The sequence below is a fragment of the Opitutia bacterium ISCC 52 genome, assembly GCA_014529675.2.
Classification (GTDB): Bacteria; Verrucomicrobiota; Verrucomicrobiia; order Opitutales; family UBA2995; genus UBA2995.
The window spans coordinates 781,509-801,859 of the sequence record CP076040.1; the positions used below are offsets into that span (position 1 = coordinate 781,509).

10 protein-coding genes and 1 pseudogene are annotated in these 20,351 nt (G+C 48.1%); 2 read left to right on the forward strand and 9 right to left on the reverse strand.

All coding sequences use genetic code 11. From position 1 onward, the window contains the following. Positions 1 to 3: 3 nt before the first annotated feature. Entirely contained in the window at positions 4 to 918 is a 915-nt protein-coding gene (locus tag GA003_03415; protein ID QXD29038.1) for a glycosyltransferase family 4 protein, read from the reverse strand. A 333-nt stretch (positions 919 to 1,251) separates the two neighbouring features. After that, positions 1,252 to 1,623, reverse strand: a pseudogene (locus GA003_03420) (cupin). Between the two features lie 136 nt (positions 1,624 to 1,759). Between GA003_03420 and GA003_03425 the strand changes: the two are divergent. After that, positions 1,760 to 4,021: a tetratricopeptide repeat protein gene (locus GA003_03425; protein QXD29039.1), complete on the forward strand. Its 2,262-nt coding sequence runs from the start codon at positions 1,760 to 1,762 to the stop codon at positions 4,019 to 4,021. 99 nt (positions 4,022 to 4,120) lie between these two features. Here GA003_03425 and GA003_03430 read toward each other — a convergent pair whose 3' ends face one another. From GA003_03430 to greA, 6 genes are all read right to left on the reverse strand, one after another. Beyond that, a complete protein-coding gene (locus GA003_03430; GenBank protein QXD29040.1) occupies positions 4,121 to 8,809 on the reverse strand; it encodes a 2-oxoacid:acceptor oxidoreductase family protein in 4,689 nt (1,562 codons plus the stop codon). Positions 8,810 to 9,072: 263 nt separating this feature from the next. Continuing rightward, entirely contained in the window at positions 9,073 to 10,545 is a 1,473-nt protein-coding gene (locus tag GA003_03435) for an ankyrin repeat domain-containing protein (GenBank protein ID QXD29041.1), read from the reverse strand. A gap of 29 nt (positions 10,546 to 10,574) precedes the next feature. Then, positions 10,575 to 11,912 (reverse strand): DUF1552 domain-containing protein, encoded by a 1,338-nt coding sequence (locus GA003_03440; protein ID QXD30329.1) that lies wholly within the window; start codon positions 11,910 to 11,912, stop codon positions 10,575 to 10,577. 20 nt (positions 11,913 to 11,932) lie between these two features. Further along, positions 11,933 to 14,614, reverse strand: a complete 2,682-nt coding sequence (locus GA003_03445) for a DUF1592 domain-containing protein (protein QXD29042.1) — start codon at positions 14,612 to 14,614, stop codon at positions 11,933 to 11,935. Positions 14,615 to 14,833: 219 nt separating this feature from the next. Continuing rightward, a complete protein-coding gene (locus GA003_03450) occupies positions 14,834 to 15,760 on the reverse strand; it encodes a metalloregulator ArsR/SmtB family transcription factor (GenBank protein ID QXD29043.1) in 927 nt (308 codons plus the stop codon). Positions 15,761 to 15,786: 26 nt separating this feature from the next. After that, positions 15,787 to 17,637, reverse strand: a complete 1,851-nt coding sequence (gene greA / locus GA003_03455; protein QXD29044.1) for a transcription elongation factor GreA — start codon at positions 17,635 to 17,637, stop codon at positions 15,787 to 15,789. 64 nt (positions 17,638 to 17,701) lie between these two features. Between greA and GA003_03460 the strand changes: the two genes are divergently transcribed. After that, positions 17,702 to 18,982, forward strand: coding sequence for a hypothetical protein (locus tag GA003_03460; protein QXD29045.1), 1,281 nt, complete (start codon positions 17,702 to 17,704; stop codon positions 18,980 to 18,982). Here GA003_03460 and GA003_03465 read toward each other — a convergent pair. Further along, on the reverse strand, positions 18,975 to 20,294 hold the full coding sequence (locus GA003_03465) for an MFS transporter (protein QXD29046.1): 1,320 nt from the start codon (positions 20,292 to 20,294) through the stop codon (positions 18,975 to 18,977). The two genes, GA003_03460 and GA003_03465, sit on opposite strands and share 8 nt — an antisense overlap. Between the last annotated feature and the right edge of the window lie 57 nt (positions 20,295 to 20,351).

The following is a 20,351-nucleotide window of genomic DNA, read 5'->3' on the forward strand; positions in this document are numbered from 1 at the left end:
ATCCTATAATCTGAAATTCCAATCAGATGTGATCGCGGTAAGCATACGGTGTGAATTCTCAGCCATAATGTCTGCTGTAAATAAAGTCTTCACTCTTTGCTTGGCCGCTTCTCCCATCTTAGCCCTCAAATCATGGTTGGATACTAGAAGGTTTATGGCTGCAGACAACTCTTCTACAGAACCGGGTTCTATCAGGTATCCAACTTCTTTGTCTTTGATCACTTCAATCGCTCCACCGGCAGAACAGCCAATAACTGGTTTTCCAAAACTCATCGCCTCTATGTAGATGAGTCCGAAGGATTCGTATAGCGAAGGTGCAGCAAAGATATCACAATTATTGTACTCTTCCACTTTCTGTTCATGAGTAATCTCTCCAAGGAAGGTGACTTCTGCTGTGTTGGAAGGATTCTCTTCATTGAATATATTCTGGTAGACGTTTTCGGGATCTTCTCCGGCGATTCTAAACTGGAGGTTCGCATGTTTATTTCTGAGTAGTGGAATTGCTTTCAAAAATGTGTGGATGCCTTTTCTAGATTCCAGTCTGCCTAGAAATAAGATGTTTAGAGTGTCTCCAGATGATTGGGTTGGCTCTATCGTTTGTCCTTCCATGATGGAGGTGCCATGGGGGATTATTCTGATTTTGGAAGGAGAAATATTCATCTGATGTGCAATCAAATGACTATGTTGGTAGGTATGAGAGAGCTTAATGTTGCTCCGTTTAAACATCCAGATTTCCAGTAGTTCGATAAGATCGACTTTAGAACTGCGCCAATTGCCATACTGCCTAAGCTGGCCGGTAGATGAGCTAAACCGTGTGATTAGCGGTTTGCGGTTTGCAATAAATGTATAGGACAGGCATAAATATAGATAGTTTGTCGTTTCTAGAACATCGATAGGTTTTTCCCTATTTAGCTTCATTATCCTAAGAGCTACGCGTATGTTTAGTGCGAGTCTACTTAAGCGTTTCTTGATTTTTGTTGGTAGAGAATAGGGGTCTCCTTTGATCTTTCCGAAACTGTCCTTCAGGTAATGAACCGTCACATTTGGAGGGAGAGTTTTTACAGTTTTGGAGTCCAATCCTTCCTCGGCAACGTACAGCAAGAGAATCTCCTCGCATTAGGGAGCCAGGTAGCGGGCTAAGTCGTAGTAATGCATTCCCACTCCTCCGCCGGATTTTGTCCTGGACGGAAAGAAGGGTGTTACGATGCAAAAGCGCATATTAGATTTTAGGACTAAGCTTTTATGCGGGAGTTAGACTTCCTCTTGATCCCGATGAACGGTGTCTGGAGTGAAGCCAGGAATACAAATTGCCATATATTCTGCTCCTTCTTCTTCGGGGGTGCTGTATAGAACCCATTCTCCAGCAGAGGTAATAACTGCCTGGCCTGCCTCGATTACTAAGGTGTCTATTTGAGTTTTAACCTGAAGCTTGCCTCTTAAAACGACTGTGTACTCATCAAATTCGGGTGTTTGTCCAGGTTCTATCCAGCCGCCGGGGCTTTGCATACGAGCAATGCTCACAGAAGAGGTTTGGGTATTCATATTCCCGATATACTCTTCTATTATCTTAGGTTTATTGCCCGCTGCTTCGATTATGGTTGGTGATTAAATCTTTCTGGCCATGTGTCTCAAAAGAATAATTACACACTGTCATACAGTTCCTGGCTTGGTTATAGCAATCAATCTCGAGATTGATTGTTGTTTATCTGGGGAGAAAGTGCGTTGCATTCCTGCTCAAAATGTATGGTTATAGCGCTTTATGTGGAATCTTAATCTACAAAGACAATTACCTAAGCAAGCCCTGGTTCTTGCGTTTGGATTTACTTTAGCGGACCTTCACGGTGAGACAATCACTTGGTCTGAACATGTTGCTCCCATTCTATACCAGAATTGCATTACCTGCCATAGAGAAGAGGCTGTGGCTCCTTTCTCGCTCTTAAGCTACGATGACTCAAAAGATCGTGCAGAAAAGATAGTGGAAGCAGTTGGAACCAAGGCTATGCCACCGTGGATGCCTGCACCTTTTCATGGTCCAAGCATAATGGGTGAGCGTCGACTTTCCGATGAGGAAATAGGTGTGATCAGTCAGTGGGCGGAGCAGGGAGCAAAGCGTGGCAGTTCGCGACGAGCCCCCAAGGCACCTAAGTTTTCAGATACTTGGACGATGGGTGAACCAGACTTGGTGTTACAGCTTCAGGAGTCCTACACTCATTCTGAAGATGGAAACGAACTATTTAGAAACTTTGTGATTCCAGTGCCTCTTACTGAGCCAAAACATGTGCAATTGGTGGAGTTCTTACCGGGTGCACAATCATCGATACGCCAAGCAATCATCCAAGTGGATGAATCGGATGGGTCTCGTCGCAGGGATGCTACCGATGCTGGGCCAGGCTTTCCCGGAGGCAGATTGATTAAAACTCTCAATTCTTCTGGGCAGTTTATTGGCTGGTCATCAGGTCGCAATCCTTACGAGGCACACGAAGGTACCTCGTGGCTATTGCAGCCGAACACAAATCTGGTTGTTCAACTGCGAATGCAAGCTACAGAAACACCGGAAGTTATTAACCCAAGGATCGGACTTTATTTTTCGGAAGCGGCACCTACCAAGCCGACGGACTATTTTTTACTACGTTCCAGTGGAATCGATATCCCGGCTGGCGAAAGGAATCATCTTGTAGAGCAAAGCCTAAATGTTCCCGTTGCTGTCTCTGTTCTTGGTATTTTGCCGCGTGTTCATACCTTGGCAAAAAATGTAGAGCTACTTGCCGAGCTTCCTAACGGGCAGCAGCAATGGATGCTAAGGATTCCTGAGTGGGATCCGAAATGGCAGAGGGACTATCGTTTTGAGGAGCCCATGGTAATCCCAGCCGGCTCGAAGATGTTGGTTCGGTACACATTCGATAACTCAGCCGCAAATAGTAGAAATCCACATAGTCCACCGAAACGAGTCATCTTGGATCAAACTTCCTCCGACGAAGTGGCCGAAGTGTTCATCGAATTGCTTCTCCACAATCCTGAAGATAGGGCTGCGGTTCAGAATGCCCAATTAGACTTTGAGATGCGTCAGGCCGGAGGAGGTGCTGAATATTTTTATCAAGTGGGTGTGGAAATGGAGCAATTGGGACGTACCCAAGATGCTATCACTGCTTACGAGAGAACGGTTCAGGAAGATTCCACGCAGGCGAAAGCCAACAATAGACTAGGAGCTATCTATGAAGGGCAGGGCAACAAGACTCAGGCTGAATATTATTACCGTGAAGCCATGGATGCTGATAGTTCTTTTCATGTTGCTCGGTTGAATCTGGGGCGATTTCTACGTAGAGCGAATCGTGAACAGGCGGCAGCAAAAATTTTTCAGGACACGTTGGATATTGATCCTACCTATTTGAGCGCACGAATTGAACTGTCATCTCTGCTGCTAGAGCAAAAGCTAGTAAAGTCGGCGATCAAACTCCTCGAAGACGGGTTGAAGCTCGATCCATCGGAGCCCTATCTGAATCTGCAGGTAGGGAAGTTATATGTCATGGATAAGAAGCCTGAGGCTTCCATGCGTTTCTTTGAGGTTGCTGCTAAAGGAACCGAAGAAAATCTAAAGTATGAGATTCCTCTGAATTCCGTGCTGATTGAAGCGCATTTGATTCCTGCTCGAATGTTCGATGCCGGCGGTAACCCAGAACAAATGCATTATTTTCTCGATCAGATATTTGAGATTGATCCTGCCAATGTCGAAGCTCGGTTGATGCTGGTGAACAAGCTATTGGAGTCGCGACAGGAAGTAGAAGCGCGCAAGCATTTGGAATTTCTTCTTAAATTGCCACCAGAAGAGCAGCCCGCTCCTCCTCAATTGATTGCCATCCTTTCCTTCCCGCAAGGGGTGCGACTTTTAGCAGATGTCTATAAGCGCACGCAACGGGCTGAGATCGGAAAAGGAATTCTAACCCAGGCGTTGGATGTGGCGAAACAGAGAAGGCATCAAATCTGGATTACCCAATTGCAAAACGACCTTGCACGTTATCGGTAATAAACAGCTGGGCGCATTGGAGAAGTTTCTAGGTTCGTATATAGAAAAGGCCTCAATCGCTAGACGACCGAGGCCTTTGAAATAATTGATGGGTTGGTTCTAGCTTTCGACTACTCCAGGTTCGCCTGCTTCTTCCTGGAGTGCTTCAGCTCCTTTTTCCCAGACATCGTCACGGGTTATATCGCCACTCTCGAGTTTTGCTAAGATCTCCTTCTGCGTGGCATAATCGATGTTTTCTTGTCCTGCCCGAGATTGCATCATGCGCCATGCTTTTCGACGCTCAATGACGAAGAGAACCATCTGCCGCGACAAGGATAAGTAAACAGGATTACCGCTAGGGTCCTGAACTAGGATATAGGTGCCATAGTCAGGGACATAGGCGCGTGCATCACTCTTAAGGTAGCGTTTGTTGACCACATCCTTTTGCTCAACGCACCAGATGAGATTGTCTAGCTTAATCAGGTCGGCTGCTTGTTCTTCTTTGATACGCTTGATGTGTCTGCGGAAACGACCTTCCGTTGCACACCAATGGGCAACGGTTAAGTTGTATTTTTCTTTGTTCCAAGCATAGCTCGCCTGCATCCAGTCTCGGTTGGGATTTTTGTTTCCCTTGATGCTAAAGGATTCTTGGTACGTTTCCCCCAGATCTGGATTTGAAACAAACTCAGGTAGTCCGCGGCTGTCGCGAATGCCTACGGCCTGTCGGGTTGCCATATCATCACCCACGCCGTGTTCTGGCTGACAGGTGGTATAACAGAGGTGGAAAGAAGTTCCTCTATATTCGAGCCCTTCGAGAATGGATCCGTAGAGTTTCGTAACGTCCGCCATAGACACTTGTGAAACATAGGGCGATCCATGACCGCTCACAAATGATTCAGCGATGTTCTTCATCTCAACCAGTTTTCCCTGTGAAGCGGCACCGATTTGGTTCATGTCGAAGCCCCCCGTCATTGGAGATGAATCAGAGTTTTGACCGCCCGTATTAGAATACACCTGAGTGTCCAGCATGAGCATCTTTACGTTGGGACGGTTTTGTAGGATCACTTTGGATACGTTTTGATATCCAATGTCACCCATAGCTCCATCACCTCCGACGCACCATACCTTTGGCATCTCTTTGATTTCCTGATCGGTCATCAAGGTGTCGCTGAAATGGGTGTAATCGAAATATTCCACTTCAGTGAGATTGTCTCCATCCAGGATATGGTCACATAAACGTTCTGGAATGACTGAGGTACGAGCGTTGTCCAAAATGAAGCTTTCCCCCATCAACCAAGAGATCGTCGCCCCGTCCTGGAAGAGAGAGTTCATCCAAGGATAAGGGTGCGGGTTGTTGGGTGGGGTCGATCCATAAACTGTATTACAACCTGTATGGGCACCCATGGCCATGACCGACATGCCATTGTCAGCTCGTCCGTCGATGGTCTGAATATGCTTATGGTTAAATGCATCCTGACGCATCACTGCTACCAGAGCATCGATGGTCTGCTTATCGGAAATGTCTCCGTGCTCGGCTAGACGTTTATCTGTGTCGGCGTCGGTATCGCCTCCTAGCCCCATGATTGCATGGGAAACAGAGCGCTTGAGGTATGTGTAAGCATCTTCATCAGTCGCTTTGAGCTGTTTGAGTAATTCCTCGCCTTCTTTTTCGAGGCGACAGGATTTATTCATCAAACGATCAGATTTATCATGATAGAGCGGACGCATATAGGCTTCTGTTACGGAGGCCAATGCGTGAAGCACAGACTTTTCTCCGCAACCAGCACAAGCGCCGTCGCCAGATGCGAGGGCTTTATAGGCTCCTGTCATCATCATGAGGTTCCGAAGGGTCGCAGGGCGTGATTCTTCTGGAGCGTTCGGGTTATATTTCCCTAAATACTTCTCATTCGTCTCAGGAAGAATATCGAGAAAAGCCGTAGCGGAAAGGACCCTCGCATTGTTTTCCTCAGTATCAGATTCCATTCGCAATGCATCGTGGTCGCCACATTCGGTGACACACTCGCCGCAACCTTTGCAAAGGTCGGAAACAAAAATAGAGAAAATACCTCCATCGCCTGGTGAACGACGCTCCATATTGGAGAAGATGGCATTCACTTTATTGTAAGCGAGTGGAAGCTTTTCAGCGATGTCTGCAAATTGTTGTTTTGAACGATCCGTGATGGTGTCGAGCTTGTTGATCTCGTCGATTACAACGGAAGGGAGCGGCGTCTTTTCCTTCGCCTTCACGACCGCATTCATCACCTCACGGGCGGCTGAATCGATGGTTGGGATTGCTTTGATCATGTTCACTCGGTCATCCCCGTTGGAAACGTAGTTGGTAAACGCTGTTTCAAGAATCGTACTAAGTTCGTGAGTCGTGGTCGGGAGTGCCGTATCCGGACAGGCTGTAATACAAGCCATGCACTGGGTGCAATTTTCCGGATAGTAAACGGGCGTTTCGCGGCGTGCACCGTATTTTGACGCGGTGGCTCCTGATGCGGCAGCCATCACCCCTACAGCGGCTAGTGGAGAAGCAGGTTGGTTGTATCCGAGGCCAGAACGGTACTCGTTGTCGAAAGTCTCCGTTTTATACATCGGAATTCGTTCTTCCTGCTTTTCAGGTTTAGGTGTCGAACAGCCACACATCGGGCCGCAGTCACCATCTGAATCAACATTTGGAAGGAGCAATTCACCACGCATGGCAGATCGATCCGGAGCATCCGTGGCGCCGTATTCTACTTTTTGTAAACGCTCACCTCCTTGGATCATGACTTCCATGTTGGAGTCGATAACCGATTCACCAAAGCGGCCGAATTTTTTCACATATTGTGCACGGACGAGTTCACGATAATTGTCCTCCGAGATATTGTGATCACTCAGTAGGGTGGACAGTTTGAAAAATGCTCCCAGGAATGAGTTTCCTTGCATCCGAAGTTGTAACTCGGGGCGAGACGTTGCCTTCTTCGCAATGTCAAAACCTGGCAAAATGTATACCTGAAGTTTCTTTTCGATGATCGTCTGCCTGGCCGCGGGTGGAATTCGTTGCCACGCCGTATCCGGATCTTCGTTGGATTCCCAAACAAATATACCGCCTTCGACTATACCATCGAGTGGATCAATATGAGTGAATGCTTTGGGGTCACAGCACAGGACCACGTTTACATGACGCAAGTCGCAGTTGACGCGTGCGCGCTCAGGGCTTGCTACGAGGAAAAACTCTGTTGGAGCTCCTTTTTTCTCAGAACCGTATTTGGGATTCGCTGAGATGTGGATGAGCTCTTCAAGATGTCCATGGGCATCGGTTTTACCTCTTTCTTTGGCTACTTTATCACCAATTTCACCAATGATTTCTGAAAGATTTTTACCGGTGGTGATCATTCCCCAACCACCGATAGAGTGAAGTCGAACAGCGATGGAACCTTCGGGAAGGAGTGAAGGTGTTTCTTTTGATACCACTCTATAAGGATGGTCGATACCTAGCGTGAAAAAGGAGGCCCCATCGTCTCGATGTTTTCCATCCTGCCTTTTGATTTTACCGGTGGCATATTGCCAGGCTCCCAAGGTATCTTCCGGACGAAAGTCGCGTGACCCGAGTCCATAAATACCTGAGAAGATCCGTGGCATTTCTTCCAGGGTGATGTCTGACAAATGTTCATGGGCAAATCCGTTCTGATTCTCGATCGCCTTGGTTAGTGCTGTTCGAACATCTCTTGCTAGCGGATTGTCCCCCGCCATTGGCTCATCTGTTCTTTCGATGATGATGACGTCCTTCTTACCAGCCAACGCACGGACAATGGCTGCTTCCGGGAAAGGGCGGATCACGTTGACGTGAACAACTCCAGCCTCTTCTCCAAAATTCTCCCGGATATAATCTATGCCAGCCTCGATGTTCTCTGCACTGGATCCGAGTGTGACGAATACCGTATCGGAATTTGCTGTATTGTATTCGCTGATAAAACCGTATTGGCGCCCTGTAAGCTTACCGAATTCGTCGTATGCTTCCTGTAGGAAGTCGAGGATAGGTTCTACGAAGTTATTCCTGCGAGCTGCTACCCCATTCATATAGTGCTCCTGATTTTGCACAGGGCCTATGAGCGCCGGGTTCTTTAAGTCTATAACTTTGGGGATGCGTCGACGTGTCGGGCCAAAAAGGACCTTCTGAGACTCGGTCGGACAATCAATGATGTCATCTGGAGAGCCCAAGTATTCACGCAGAAGCTCCGATTCATGCATGTGAAAGGTTCTTTCCAGGTGGGTTGTCAAAAAGCCATCCTGAATATTCATGCCCGGAGTCAGTGCGTTTTCAGTCACCTTGCGCAATATGAGTGCCTGATCAGCTGCTTGCTGAGCGTCTTTGGCAAAGAGCATGATCCAACCGGTGTCTAGCGCGGCATAAATGTCATCATGGCCGCAATGCACATTCAGTGCGTGCTTGGTCAGGGCGCGTGCTCCGACTTCCAATACCATGGTAGAAAGTTTGCCCGGAGCATGGTAGTATTGCTCCACACCGTAAACGATACCTTGCCCAGATGTGAAATTGACCGTGCGTTTTCCCGTGACGGAGTAGGCGATTGCTCCCCCTTGGGCTGCGTGTTCACCTTCGCATTCGATCGCAATTTTCTGGCGACCAAAGACATTCAGTTTTCCTTCCGCAAAGGATTGCTGATACATTTCGCCTTGCTCTGTGCTCGGCGTAATCGGGTAAAAAATCCCTCCGTCTGTGATTCTCGCCTCCGTGTAATATGCGACGAGCTGGTTTCCGTTAGTGGTAATTCGTATACCGGGGTATTTAGGATTAGATGCTATCATATACAATATATAGAGAAGAATTTCGGAAATGAAACGGCAGCGACCTTTCGATCCCAACCAATCCCTGCAACTGGTCTGCCAAGGCCTATTTCCTTAAAAATCGGTCACTAAGTCCAGAAAAATGAAAAACAGCCCTCCAAGAGCCCGTTTTATTAGCAGATTCGAACACCGTTTAAAAACCAGATTACCTACCTTAGTTATCCGCACTCCGGCAGCTTTTGGGGTATGAAAGCCTCTAATCGAACTGAGGAACTGGCCTCAACTTAGGGCGCGTAGTTGGTGTGGTGAGGCTTAGGTCCGGTGGGAGGTTCAGCTCCATGAGAGAGCATTGCCTCTGTAATTGCATCTACGGTTTCAAAGGACGGTTTGAAATTTCCAGGGCGGTAACCTTCCGCGATCAAAAGCGGGGTGCGCTCTCTTTTGTTGTTCGTATTCCAAATGTTGATGTCTGCCCCTCGTTCGTTGAGCAGATAGACTACTTCAGGAGCATTCTTATAGGCGGCACCATGCATCGCGGTTTCGCCATTGTCGTCGACCGCGTCGATATCGAGGCCTAGTTCTAAAAGGAATTCTACCGCCATGGCGCATTCAATTGGGCTTCCGGCTTCTTCTTCAGGTGCTGAGCTTCCTATGCCGGCCGCTACCAATAGAGCTGTGCAGCCGTCTTCGTTTTCAATGAATGGGTCAGCGCCCAATTCCAGAAGCAGTTTCATATAGGGAAGATCCGCTCGGTCTGCTGCCAAGAAGAAGGGAGTCACCCCCATATCACTGTAGCGTGCTCCACCCGCGCGTCTTCCTCGGGTGAGTCGGGCGTTCACATCTGCTCCGCGTGCAACCAGCTCTCTAATAAACTGATCACTGTTGCGGCGTCCTGAACCTTTTGGAGGTGGCGCACCTCGGAAGGATTCGCCGATATCCGGTTTTCTTATCCATGCAAGGGCGTGTAAAATGGAGAACCCGGTCCTCATATCATTAGGGTCGGCGCCCGCATCCAGCAGTTGGACCGCCAGATCATAGTGTCCATTTTCAACGGCTAGCATCAATGGGCTGGTTCCGTTGAGTGGGCCTTTGCTCGAGCCTTTTTCAAAATACATGGCATCGTCAGGATTCACTCCAGCGGCGATTAACAAGTCGACGATTTCCTGATGCCCTTCACGGACGGCAAAGTAAAACGGACTAAAACCGGAATTTAAAGGTGTGAGGAAGTCTGCTCCCGCATCGATCAACGTTTGCACGACTTCTAAGTGCCCTTCAAAAGCTGCCCACATGATAGCTGTCTGGTCTTTACGTTCCTTTGCTTCGATATCGGCTCCTGCTTTGATCAGCGCTTTTACTGCGGATACTTTTCCAGTGCGGGAGGCAGCCATGAGAACAGTCTCACCTCCGCGAATGGTCGTGTTTGGGTCTGCACCGCTATTAAGGAGCTGTTCTGTCAATGAACCGTTGCCGTTGACGCAGGCAAGGTAAAGAGGGGTGACTCCATAGTTATTTTCGGCGGATGCATTGGCACCTCTATTCAAAAGTTTTGTCGCTAACTCCAAGTTGTCGTTCTGAGCCGCCCAATGAAGAGCAGTCATTCCGTCTGCTTGAGGCTCATTGACATCCATATCCTTTGAAAGGAGTGCTTGGATCTGAAAGGTCTCACCCTTTTCAACTGCGTCGGCCAATGGACTTTTTTCTGCATTGGCTGTTAGGGATAAGACGAAGCTAAGGCCGAAGAGAATGGTACGTTTCATCGTATGCGGGGTATACGGATTGGGTTTGTTTAAATAGCGAGAGGTTCGAATACCTCGTCGAGCTTACCGGTACTATCTCCAAATGAGTCCAGGCGGACGCCCACCTTATCGAGTAACGATAGGTGAAGATTGGCCAGCGGTGTCACCTTATCATAGCGAATGTGCCGGTTGCCCTTCATTCCTCCGGATGCGCCTCCAGCTAGGATGACCGGAAGGTTGGTGTGATCATGGACATTCGGATTTCCGATGCCACTTCCGTAGAGAATGAGAGAGTTATCCAGGAGAGAACCATTTCCTTCGGGCGTATTCTTGAGCTTTTCAAGATACTCCGCGAAAAGGGATACGTGGAAGGCATTGATCTTGGACATCTTCTCGATTTTCTCCGGATTATCACCATGGTGTGACAATGGATGGTGCGGATCTGGAACTCCAATTTCCGGGTAAGCGCGATTACTGGTTTCTCGAGCTATTTGGAAAGTGGATACACGGGTGATGTCTCCCTGGTAGGCCAATAGTTGAAGGTCGAACATCAATCTCGCATGATCGGCATAAGCAGCCGGAACTCCCATCGGGCGATCGAGGTCAGGCAGCTCACTGTCTTTGGTTGCCGATTCGGCTTGTTGGATGCGGCGTTCAACTTCTCGAATCGCATCGAGGTAATCTGAAATCTTGGATTGATCTCTTGGACCGAGGTCACGTTTCAGGGTCTGAATACTCTCGGCAACTGAATCCAGGAGGCTGGCCCGCTTGCGGAGTGCAGCTTTTCGTTGTTCGGGAGTACCTCCTTCTCCGAAAAGGCTTTCGAACACAATTCGTGGGTGCGCTTCGGCTGGAAGAGGTGTGGTGGGAGATGACCAGGACAGATTGTTTTGATAAACACAGGCATAACCATTGTCACATTGCCCGGTTACCTGGAGTAAATCCATTGCCAGCTCGAGAGAGGGCAACTGGGTTTCTTGCCCGATCTGTTGAGCCGCCAATTGGTCGGCTGTGGTCCCCAGGTAATAATCTGAGCTTTCTGTCACCTTTGCCTTAACGGCACTGAGGAAGGACGAGTTTGAAGTCGCATGGGAGCCAGGATAGGCAGGTCTCAGCTCCATGTTGGTCAAAATGGTGGTTTTGTCCTTCACGGGAGCCAACGAATCTAAAATGGGGGAGAGCTGATCCAGAGTGCCTTCACTTCTGGGTGTCCAGCGAGATTGGTCGCAACCCATGGGCATGAAAACGTATCCGAGACGTTTTACTGAATTGACGGGCGTTTTGGAGGCAGCGGTTGCTGCCGGCACCATGGAGTTTAGAAGTGGCAACGCTATGGTTGAGCCTACGCCTTTGATGAAAGTTCTGCGGGGGATCGACTTTTTAGTGATGAAGTTCATGGGTATTCTGACTAAGGTTGGGTCGAAGCAAACTCTTCTTCCAGCTTGGTTTTCATTTGAAATGGGACGCTATTTACTATTTCCAAGATAACAGATGAAAAGCGATAATTCTCTTCTTCTGCCTCTTTCACAATTTTTCTAACAGCAGGGGCATCGTAGACTTCAACCCCTCTGCCAAGCGCAAACGTAAGTAATTTTCTACTGAATGTGCGAACAAAAAGTTCTGGGCGCTGAAGCAGGCCTTCTTCTAGAGAGCTGACACCATCGAAAGTGCGTCCATCAGGCAATCCGCCGGTGGCATCAACTGGCGCGCCGTTTTCAAATTCGCGCCACTGACCAATCGCATCGAAATTTTCTAAAGCGAATCCTGGTGGATCCATCAAAACATGGCAACTGGCGCAGGCGGGGTTCGAGCTGTGTTGTGCCAGCCGTTCACGCATAGGAAGCGTTGCATCGACTGAATTCTCCTCTAGAGCAGGTATGTCATCTGGAGGTGGCTTTGTTGGTGTCCCGATAATGTTTTCAAGAATCCAGTTCCCGCGAATGACTGGCGAAGTTCGCGTAGCATAGGAGGTTACAGTGAGTACACTTCCTTGTCGAAGCAGGCCTCCCCGATGGTATTTGGGATCGAGCTCTACCCGGCGAAAGCGGCTGCCAAAAATGTTGGGAATGCCGTAGTGGTGAGCCAGGCGCTCATTGAGGTAAGTGTAATCGGCTTTGAGAATGTCGACTATGCTTTTGTCCTCCCGCAAAATGCTCTCAATAAAAAGTTCGGTCTCTTTGCGGAATGCCTGTCGTAAGTTGTCATCGAAGTCCGGATACAATCTCAAATCGGGCACAATAGCTTCCAGATTTCGAAGGTGTAGCCACTGTCCTGCAAAGTTGTTTACCAAGTTGGAGGAACGTGGGTCGGACAACATGCGGAGCGTTTGCTCTTCCAATACTTGAGGAGTGCTGAGATTTCCTGCTATCGCTTCTTCTAGGAGTTCCTCATCAGGAATACTGCTCCATAGGAAAAAGGAGAGACGGTTCGCGAGTTCCAAATCACTTATCTTGTAGGCTTGTCCGGGCTTGGCTCGTTTGGGGTCTCTCTCGATGCGGAAGATAAATTCTGGATTCACCAAGATGGAGCTGAGTGCGGTTTCGATTCCGGCTTCGAACCCATTTACCTCGGCTTCGTCTTTGTAGAATGAAAAGGGGCGCTCGAGGTCCTTCTTGGAGATGGTTCGTCGATAAGCCCGTTTCATCAGGTCGCCCAATATGACCTTCGCTACTTTATCTTCCTCTCCTGGGTTTTCCGGGTATTCGATAAATATTTTGTCACGACTTGGCGTGTTGGATGCTCCTTTCCCATTAAACGGACCGGTAATCGATACCTGGTAAACGGCTGGGGATAGCCGCGGGTGGCGGTGGTAGTTAAAATGGGATTCGAAAGGTTGTCTCCTGTTCTGCGAAATAGAATTGGGGTTCTTAAGAAAGGTGACACCCAAGTTGTGTGGACCCGCTGTTACTTCAGTTCTCATGGTGAGGTGTTTGTCGACCTCGCTGTGATCTCTACGTCCTCTGGGTCTTTCGATGGTGAATCGCTGCAGAGTTTCTTTGTCTAATAGAATCTCCATCTCATGAGATTCGTTTAATCCTTCAACGTGTTCATTGCGGTCGCGTGTCAGGCGTACTTCGATCTCGTATTCTCCGTCTTGAGGAAAGGTGTAAGGAATTAAAACTCCTCCACGAGTACCCAGGGGTAATCCTGCAACATGCTTTTCCTGAGTGTGGTCTGCAGGCGTGCGGAAAGTATCACCTGAAAGAATGTCATTGGGCGCGCCTACTGCCAGGCGGCTGATCTTTTGAGCTGCTGAGATATAGCGGTCCAGTAAACTAGGGGAGAGCGTTCCTACGGTGACATTGTCGAAACCATGGCTTTCTTCATCCTTTGGGAGCAAGGTCCCTGCATCAACCTCGACTCCTAAAAGGTCTCTTATCGAATTCTGATACTCGGTCCTGTTTAACCGGCGGAACGTATCCGTTCTTCCAGGGTTTGGATTTTTTGTAGCGGCCGCGTCCAAGGTTTCTGTCAAATTCGCCAATACGGCCTCGTAGGTTTCATCGGTAGGGCGTTTACGATCTGCAGGTGGCATTTGCCGCGACTTGAGGCGCGTGATTACATTTTCCCAAATTTCAGAATGCTCCAACACGTCATCAAAACGAATGTCCTCCAAATTCATGTCGCCTTTTTTGTCCTCTGCGTTGTGGCAGCTGATGCAGTATTTGTCTACCACGGCTAGTTTTGAGGAAATAGCGATGGCTGAGTGCCCCTCCGGCTTAAGTGATTTCAACGCTTTCGCTAGCCATTCCGCTCCCTGTTCAAATTCAGCTTCGCTTGGGCGTGGTTCGTCGGGCGCATCCTCAGGCGGCATTTCACGCTCCTCGAGCATCCAGGATACTTCATCCCAAATCTCGAAATGTTGGGCCATATCGACTTCGAGTATACTTTCCAGATTCAGCTTCCCTTTCTTTTTATCGGGATTGTGGCAGCTGATGCAGTAGTCCTTCATCAAGCCACGCATCGATTCATTCAGTGGAACTGCATGAATTGGTATCGATGAGCATAGAGAGAATGTGATTAGTAAAATGAAGCCTCCGAGTGGGAAGCGACGTGCATCGACCTTCAACTTTGGTGATTTGGGTAACATTGAAAAAGGGTAGTTAGGGGAGGCCAGTAATCTGGCAGAGACTTAATAAGGAGGGTAGATTGGGAATTTTACGCTCAAGATTCAAGAGGATATGCATGAATCCATCCTTGTTGAGGCAGGGCGTGGATTGGGGCGATCATTTCAGCGAGATGGAGGCTGAAGGAAATCCAGGATAACATTTCCGCGCTTCACACAGTGTGAAGCTTCAATACTCGCTTCTTATTTGATGGCAGAAGCCAATAAGGTTTCAAAAAATGGCTCTTCTGGCTCTTTCGCTACGACCGAGACTTCAATCTGGTCAAATCCGACGTCTTTCAACCAGCGGTATAATTGATTTTGAGAAAATCCCAACCATTGGTCGTTGTAGACCTCACGTGCTTCTTCGAACTGATGTTCGAGTAGATCAAGAATGAGTATTTGCCCACCAGGTTTGAGAATTCGGTAGGCTTCCTCCAATGCTTGACTAGGTTGGTGGGCATGATGGAGCGCCTGGCTTAACAGAGAGAGGTCTACTTCGCCTTCTTCGAGGGGAACATTTTCAATATCTCCGAATTTATAATGGAGATTTGTGAATCCATTTTTGTTAGCGAGATCAGTTCCTACCTCAACCATGCGTTTCGAATTATCGATGCAATAGACCGTTTCTGCGTGGCGCGCCAGCAATTGCGAAATGATACCTTCTCCAGCACCGAGATCGGCAATTTTGATTCTAGGAGTCAGTTTCAACAGAAAGTGACCGATGGCTTCCCAAGATCGACCTGGGCAAGGATACTTCCCCAGGTTTTCAGCGATTGAACTAAAAAACTTCTCAGATAATTCTCTACGTTGATTGAGAATTCGGTCCAAGTTCTGTGAATCGGACTCAGCTTGAGATTGTTTGTCAAAGGCCTCACAGACGACATCGAGAAGCTTGGTTGTTTCGTCAGGAAGAGAGCGACTAAGACAGTAAAAGCTTTTCTTACCGTCTCGCCGATCTTCGACGAGCTCACCTTGCCGCAGTAGTCCCAGATGGGAGGAAATGCGTGACTGGCCCATATTGAGAATTTCCTGGAGCTCTGCCACGGAAAGTTCTTCCCGTGCCAGTAGCCGAACCAGGCGCAAACGCGTGGGATCGGATAGCAGTTTAAGCGTATCGGCTGTATCCACGTGTTTAATGTCCTCCTCGAGGATCTCTAACTATCGATGTATCTCGAGATAGATTTTAACTTCCAGGTTTGGGAGTTTCCTGCTACTTCGACTTCAACCACAGCATTCGCCTCTTTCCCAAGGAGATTTTGTGCGAGAGGTGTCTTGTAAGAAAGAACGTTTTTGTCCGGATCGCTATCCCATGCACCGAGAATGTGGTAGGTTACTTTCTCGTTAGAATCGGCATTTTCGATTTGGACCGTACTGCCAATACCCACAACGTCGGTAGGTGCCTCTGTGAAATCAGTGATTTGAGCTACTGCAAGATCTCTTTCTAAAAGTCCCTTTCGAGCCATAAGAGTGGTTTGATCCTGACGAGCCATTTTGTACTCGGAGTTTTCTTTGAGGTCTCCGTGTTCACGGGCAACCGCGATGGCCTTTTTGTTTTCAGGGATTTTTTCCTTCACTAATTCGTCATATTCTTCCTTACGGCTATCGTAGCTAGACTGGGAAACAAAGAGGCGATTCTCCTCGTCCTCGTCACTCGCAGATGAATCAACCAGGCTTTGTACGATCGGAAACAACTTAATTACCCGAGCCAGAATAGACTTCTTGGTCAGTTCCTCGAACCCTTGATTCATCAAGAGAGAATTAGCGAGGTCACGGGCTGTTTCTGGATCCGCCTCAGCCATGAGGTCACCGATCAACTCTTGATCGTCTGATAACAAATCAGCCAGAGGTACGCGACGTGTTCCAGACGTTTGAAGTGCTTCGTAGTCGATCGCATACAAGATAGACATGAACAAACGTGGATTGACCAAGTCATGCACGATGGTAGAAAACTTGCGTGAATTGCGGTTCTTGATGATCCAGATCAAAACTGGGCCCTTGAGGTTCTGCTCTACCAGCCAACGTTCCAGTGTAGATTTGATATCATTCACATTGGCTCGTGTATACAGGTAGTTGATACTCTCAGTGGTAAATTTACCACGGCTGTTTTTAAAGAGATCCAAGATTACCTTGGTCCACGAATCTGGATGAGTTCTCTCTACCAGTTCTAGAAGTTTAGTCTGGTAAGGTCCAGGAAGCTCGTTGGCTAGTTCATCAAGAATGGGGGCTTGTGCCACTAACTCTTCAGGTTGTGGATCAATGTCGGTTTCTCTTCCGAGAATGGTCAGAGCTCCATCACGGACCCAAGCAGCATGCAGTCGTTCGAGCAAATCAAGTTGGTGCGTCTCGGCGATGAACTTGGAAAAATCATCAATCAACTCAGACAAATGCTGTTTGACCCCTTCATTGGTGTCGTGAGCAGCAATGAGTTCTTCAACCAGGCGCAGTTTGCGGCCAGCAGCATTGGTTTTGAAATAGGCGTCAAAGACTTCGTCCTCACGATTCACGGGTTCGTCGCGGACGAAATAGGGATCTACCTTTCTTACAGGCATACCAATCCGGGAATCCTTAGCCACTTGTTTCTTAGTAGCGGTCCACCATTTTTTGGCCTTAGCTTCTCCAAGCAGGATTTTTAAAACGCGGGTGATGTCTTGATCGGCCCCTTTTTGCTCAGGAAGCTTGTCCAGAATCTGAAAAATAATTTCAGCGGGTTGCTTGCTGACCATGGTCTTTATCTCGTCTTCCTCGGTTCTTGAGCGAGAAAGGATGTGATCTTGAGGAAGAACCTCCATGGTATTCACACAGAATGCTGGATCCATTGAATGACCTGGTTTCTCATCGAAATCAATGATCAGACGGTTTTCTGCTTCCTGATAGGCCTGAATCAGGCCAAAGCCCCAGCTTCGGTGGATGCAGTAAAAGCCTGGCTCAAGAGCCAGTAATTTATTCTTGTCCCGTTTTAATTTGGGATTTTTTTCGATCAGCGCTTGAACCGCTTCTTCGTTCATATGTGAATGGGTTTGTACAACTATCCTATTGCCAGAAAATATTTTCTGACACTCTAAAAATTAAATGTCAAAGATTGATAAACTACTGTCATCCCAGTCGTGGCAAGCCTCAGTTCATGTTGTTGAAGACTTTCTTAAAAGTAACGATAAGTTGGATTCTTTGCTGAATCGTCATACAGGGAGCCTTGAAAGGGAGATTTCTCGCCGTGTGCAGTATTTATCGTTCGGAGTAGTGAGAAACCTTGGACGTTTGCAATGGGCGCTTAGGTCCGTGGTGAAGAAGCCACCCAAAAAGCGCCTGCAGGCTATGCTGCTGCTTGCTATGTTTGAATGGATGGACGCGGAGGAAGCCAAGCGACCGCTCGTTGTTCATCATGCGGTGGAGCAGGCAAAGCGCAAACTTAGTAAAGCGGAAGGTAGGTTTGTGAATGCAGTCATGCGGCGGATTCCAGATCTTGGTTTGGACGCCGATGTCTCAAATAGTGTATCGGAAGACTGGAGTTCTCAATATAGCCACCCTGAGTGGATGGTGGATCGATGGATTGGCCAATTTGGGGAGCAGGCTACCCGCCGACTTCTGAATTGGAATCAATCCAACTCAAAGACGTATGCTTGGAGCCCAGTATCCAGCGCAGCGGTACCTGATGATTGGTCTGAGACGGATTGGCCGGAGTTTTACAATATTCAATCTGCAAATTGGGAGCGAGTGGGGAGTATGCTGGCTGAGGGGGACACCTATATTCAGGATCCATCTACTTGTCTTGGCCCAGCGTTATTGAAAGGACTCAATGTTTGCAGCGTACTTGACCTATGTGCTGCGCCAGGAGGGAAGAGTATTCAGCTTCAGCGATACATTTCAGGCCAAGAAGGGCTCCTTGTTTCGGTAGATTTGGAAGGCCCTAGATTCAATAGACTCAAAGAGAATTTGGCTAGATACCAGATGGAGGGTGTCGAAAAGATCCAGGTCGCAGCGGATATCCTGACTTTGGAGGCTAAGGATCTACCTCGACCCGAGTTCGATGCCGTCTATGTCGATGTGCCTTGTTCTAATACGGGTGTGATCCAACGCCGTCCGGATGTGAAGTGGAGGCAAGAGGAATCAGGACTGAGTGAATTGGCTGAGCTTCAGGAGTCCATGCTTCGAAAAGCAGCCGAATTTGTAAAACTGGATGGCTTCTTGGTATATAGTACCTGCTCCTTAGATACCGCAGAGAACGAAGCTGTCATTAATAGCTTTCTAAATAGTTCCGGTTCTTCCTTCAGTCAGGAGAAGGCAGTTTCGTCGCTTCCTTGGGAATCTGGCCACGATGGTGCCGGCGCCTTTCTGTTGAAACGAATTAAATAGGGGCTTCTTCGTTATTCGTAGAGGGTAGAGCAAATGCTCTAAGTAGCGGAATCAATATGACCAGGCCTGCAAATAAGTAGGCTATGTCGGACCCAAAGTACCAATACACACTTGCGGCGAGAATGGGGCCTATGGCTCGAGCGAGCGAGCCCGCTGACCTGAACAACCCTAGATTGGCGCCTTGTTTATCTTCGCTCGAGTATAAGGAAACCAAGCTGGTTAGGCTTGGATTTACCAGTCCGGCTGCGAAAGCCATCAGTGTGAGCGAGAGGTAAAAGAGAAATTGAGTATCGGATTGGCTCAGAAGAATGAATGCGATTACTCCGAAGACGAGTCCGGCTATGGCCGTTTTCTTTTCTCCAATCTTAGGAGTCATCCGTCTTACGATGCCTCCTTGGACCAGAATCAATATGAAACCAACATAAAGGAATATCCATCCGTTTTGTGCGGGTGAATAAAAGAAGCGTTCGGCTGCCAGGAATGTTAGAGTGAACTCCATCCCGCTAAAGGCTGTAATGAAGATTAAGTACAGCCAGTTTACCTGTCGGATGCCCGGGTGTTTGACTGAAAGTAGATCAATCACCGCGGCAAAACTGCCTTTGGCTTCACTTTTGTCTCGTTTATCCTCTTCGAGTGATTCTTCGAACCGAGCATTCAGCCAGACGTAATTTACAAGGGTAAGGATCAAGGCGACGAGTGCAGGAACAGAAAATGGATTGATGCCTAGAGATTCTAGTGCTGGAGCGAAATCGAGAATATTAACCAGTGAGAGTAGTGCCCCAATGGCTGGACCTATAATAAACCCAAGTCCAAAAGTAACACCTACGAGTGCCATGCCTTTGGAGCGATTTTCCTTCGTCGTCATGTCGGCTACGGCGGCAGTTGCGACCGAGATATTTCCAGCCATAACTCCCCCGAGAAGTCTGCCGAGGATCAATAGCTCAAAGGAACCACTGAAAAACCAGACCAGATAGCTGAGCGCCGTACCTAGAATGGTGATCTTTAGTACCGATTTTCTTCCTATGCGGTCGGAACGGCTACCCCATACAGGAGAGAAAACAAATTGCATGATAGAATAGAGGCTTCCCAAGATTCCTCCAAAAAGAACGGCAGTTTTGAAATTATCACCACCTGTGAGGTTGGAAAGGATGGGTACCGCCCAGCCGAGAATTCCAGTGTCACCGCTCGCGTCGAAATAGAATTCCAGCATTCCTGGGAAGAGAGGAAATATGATCGAGAATCCGACCAAATCCAGAAAGAGGGTGAGCAGGATGGCTCCCAGGTTTTTCTTGTTGGATGGCGATTGAGACATGAAGGCGCTAACGTAGTCTATTCATTGTCTCCGGTACGGATTCGTATTCGGAACATA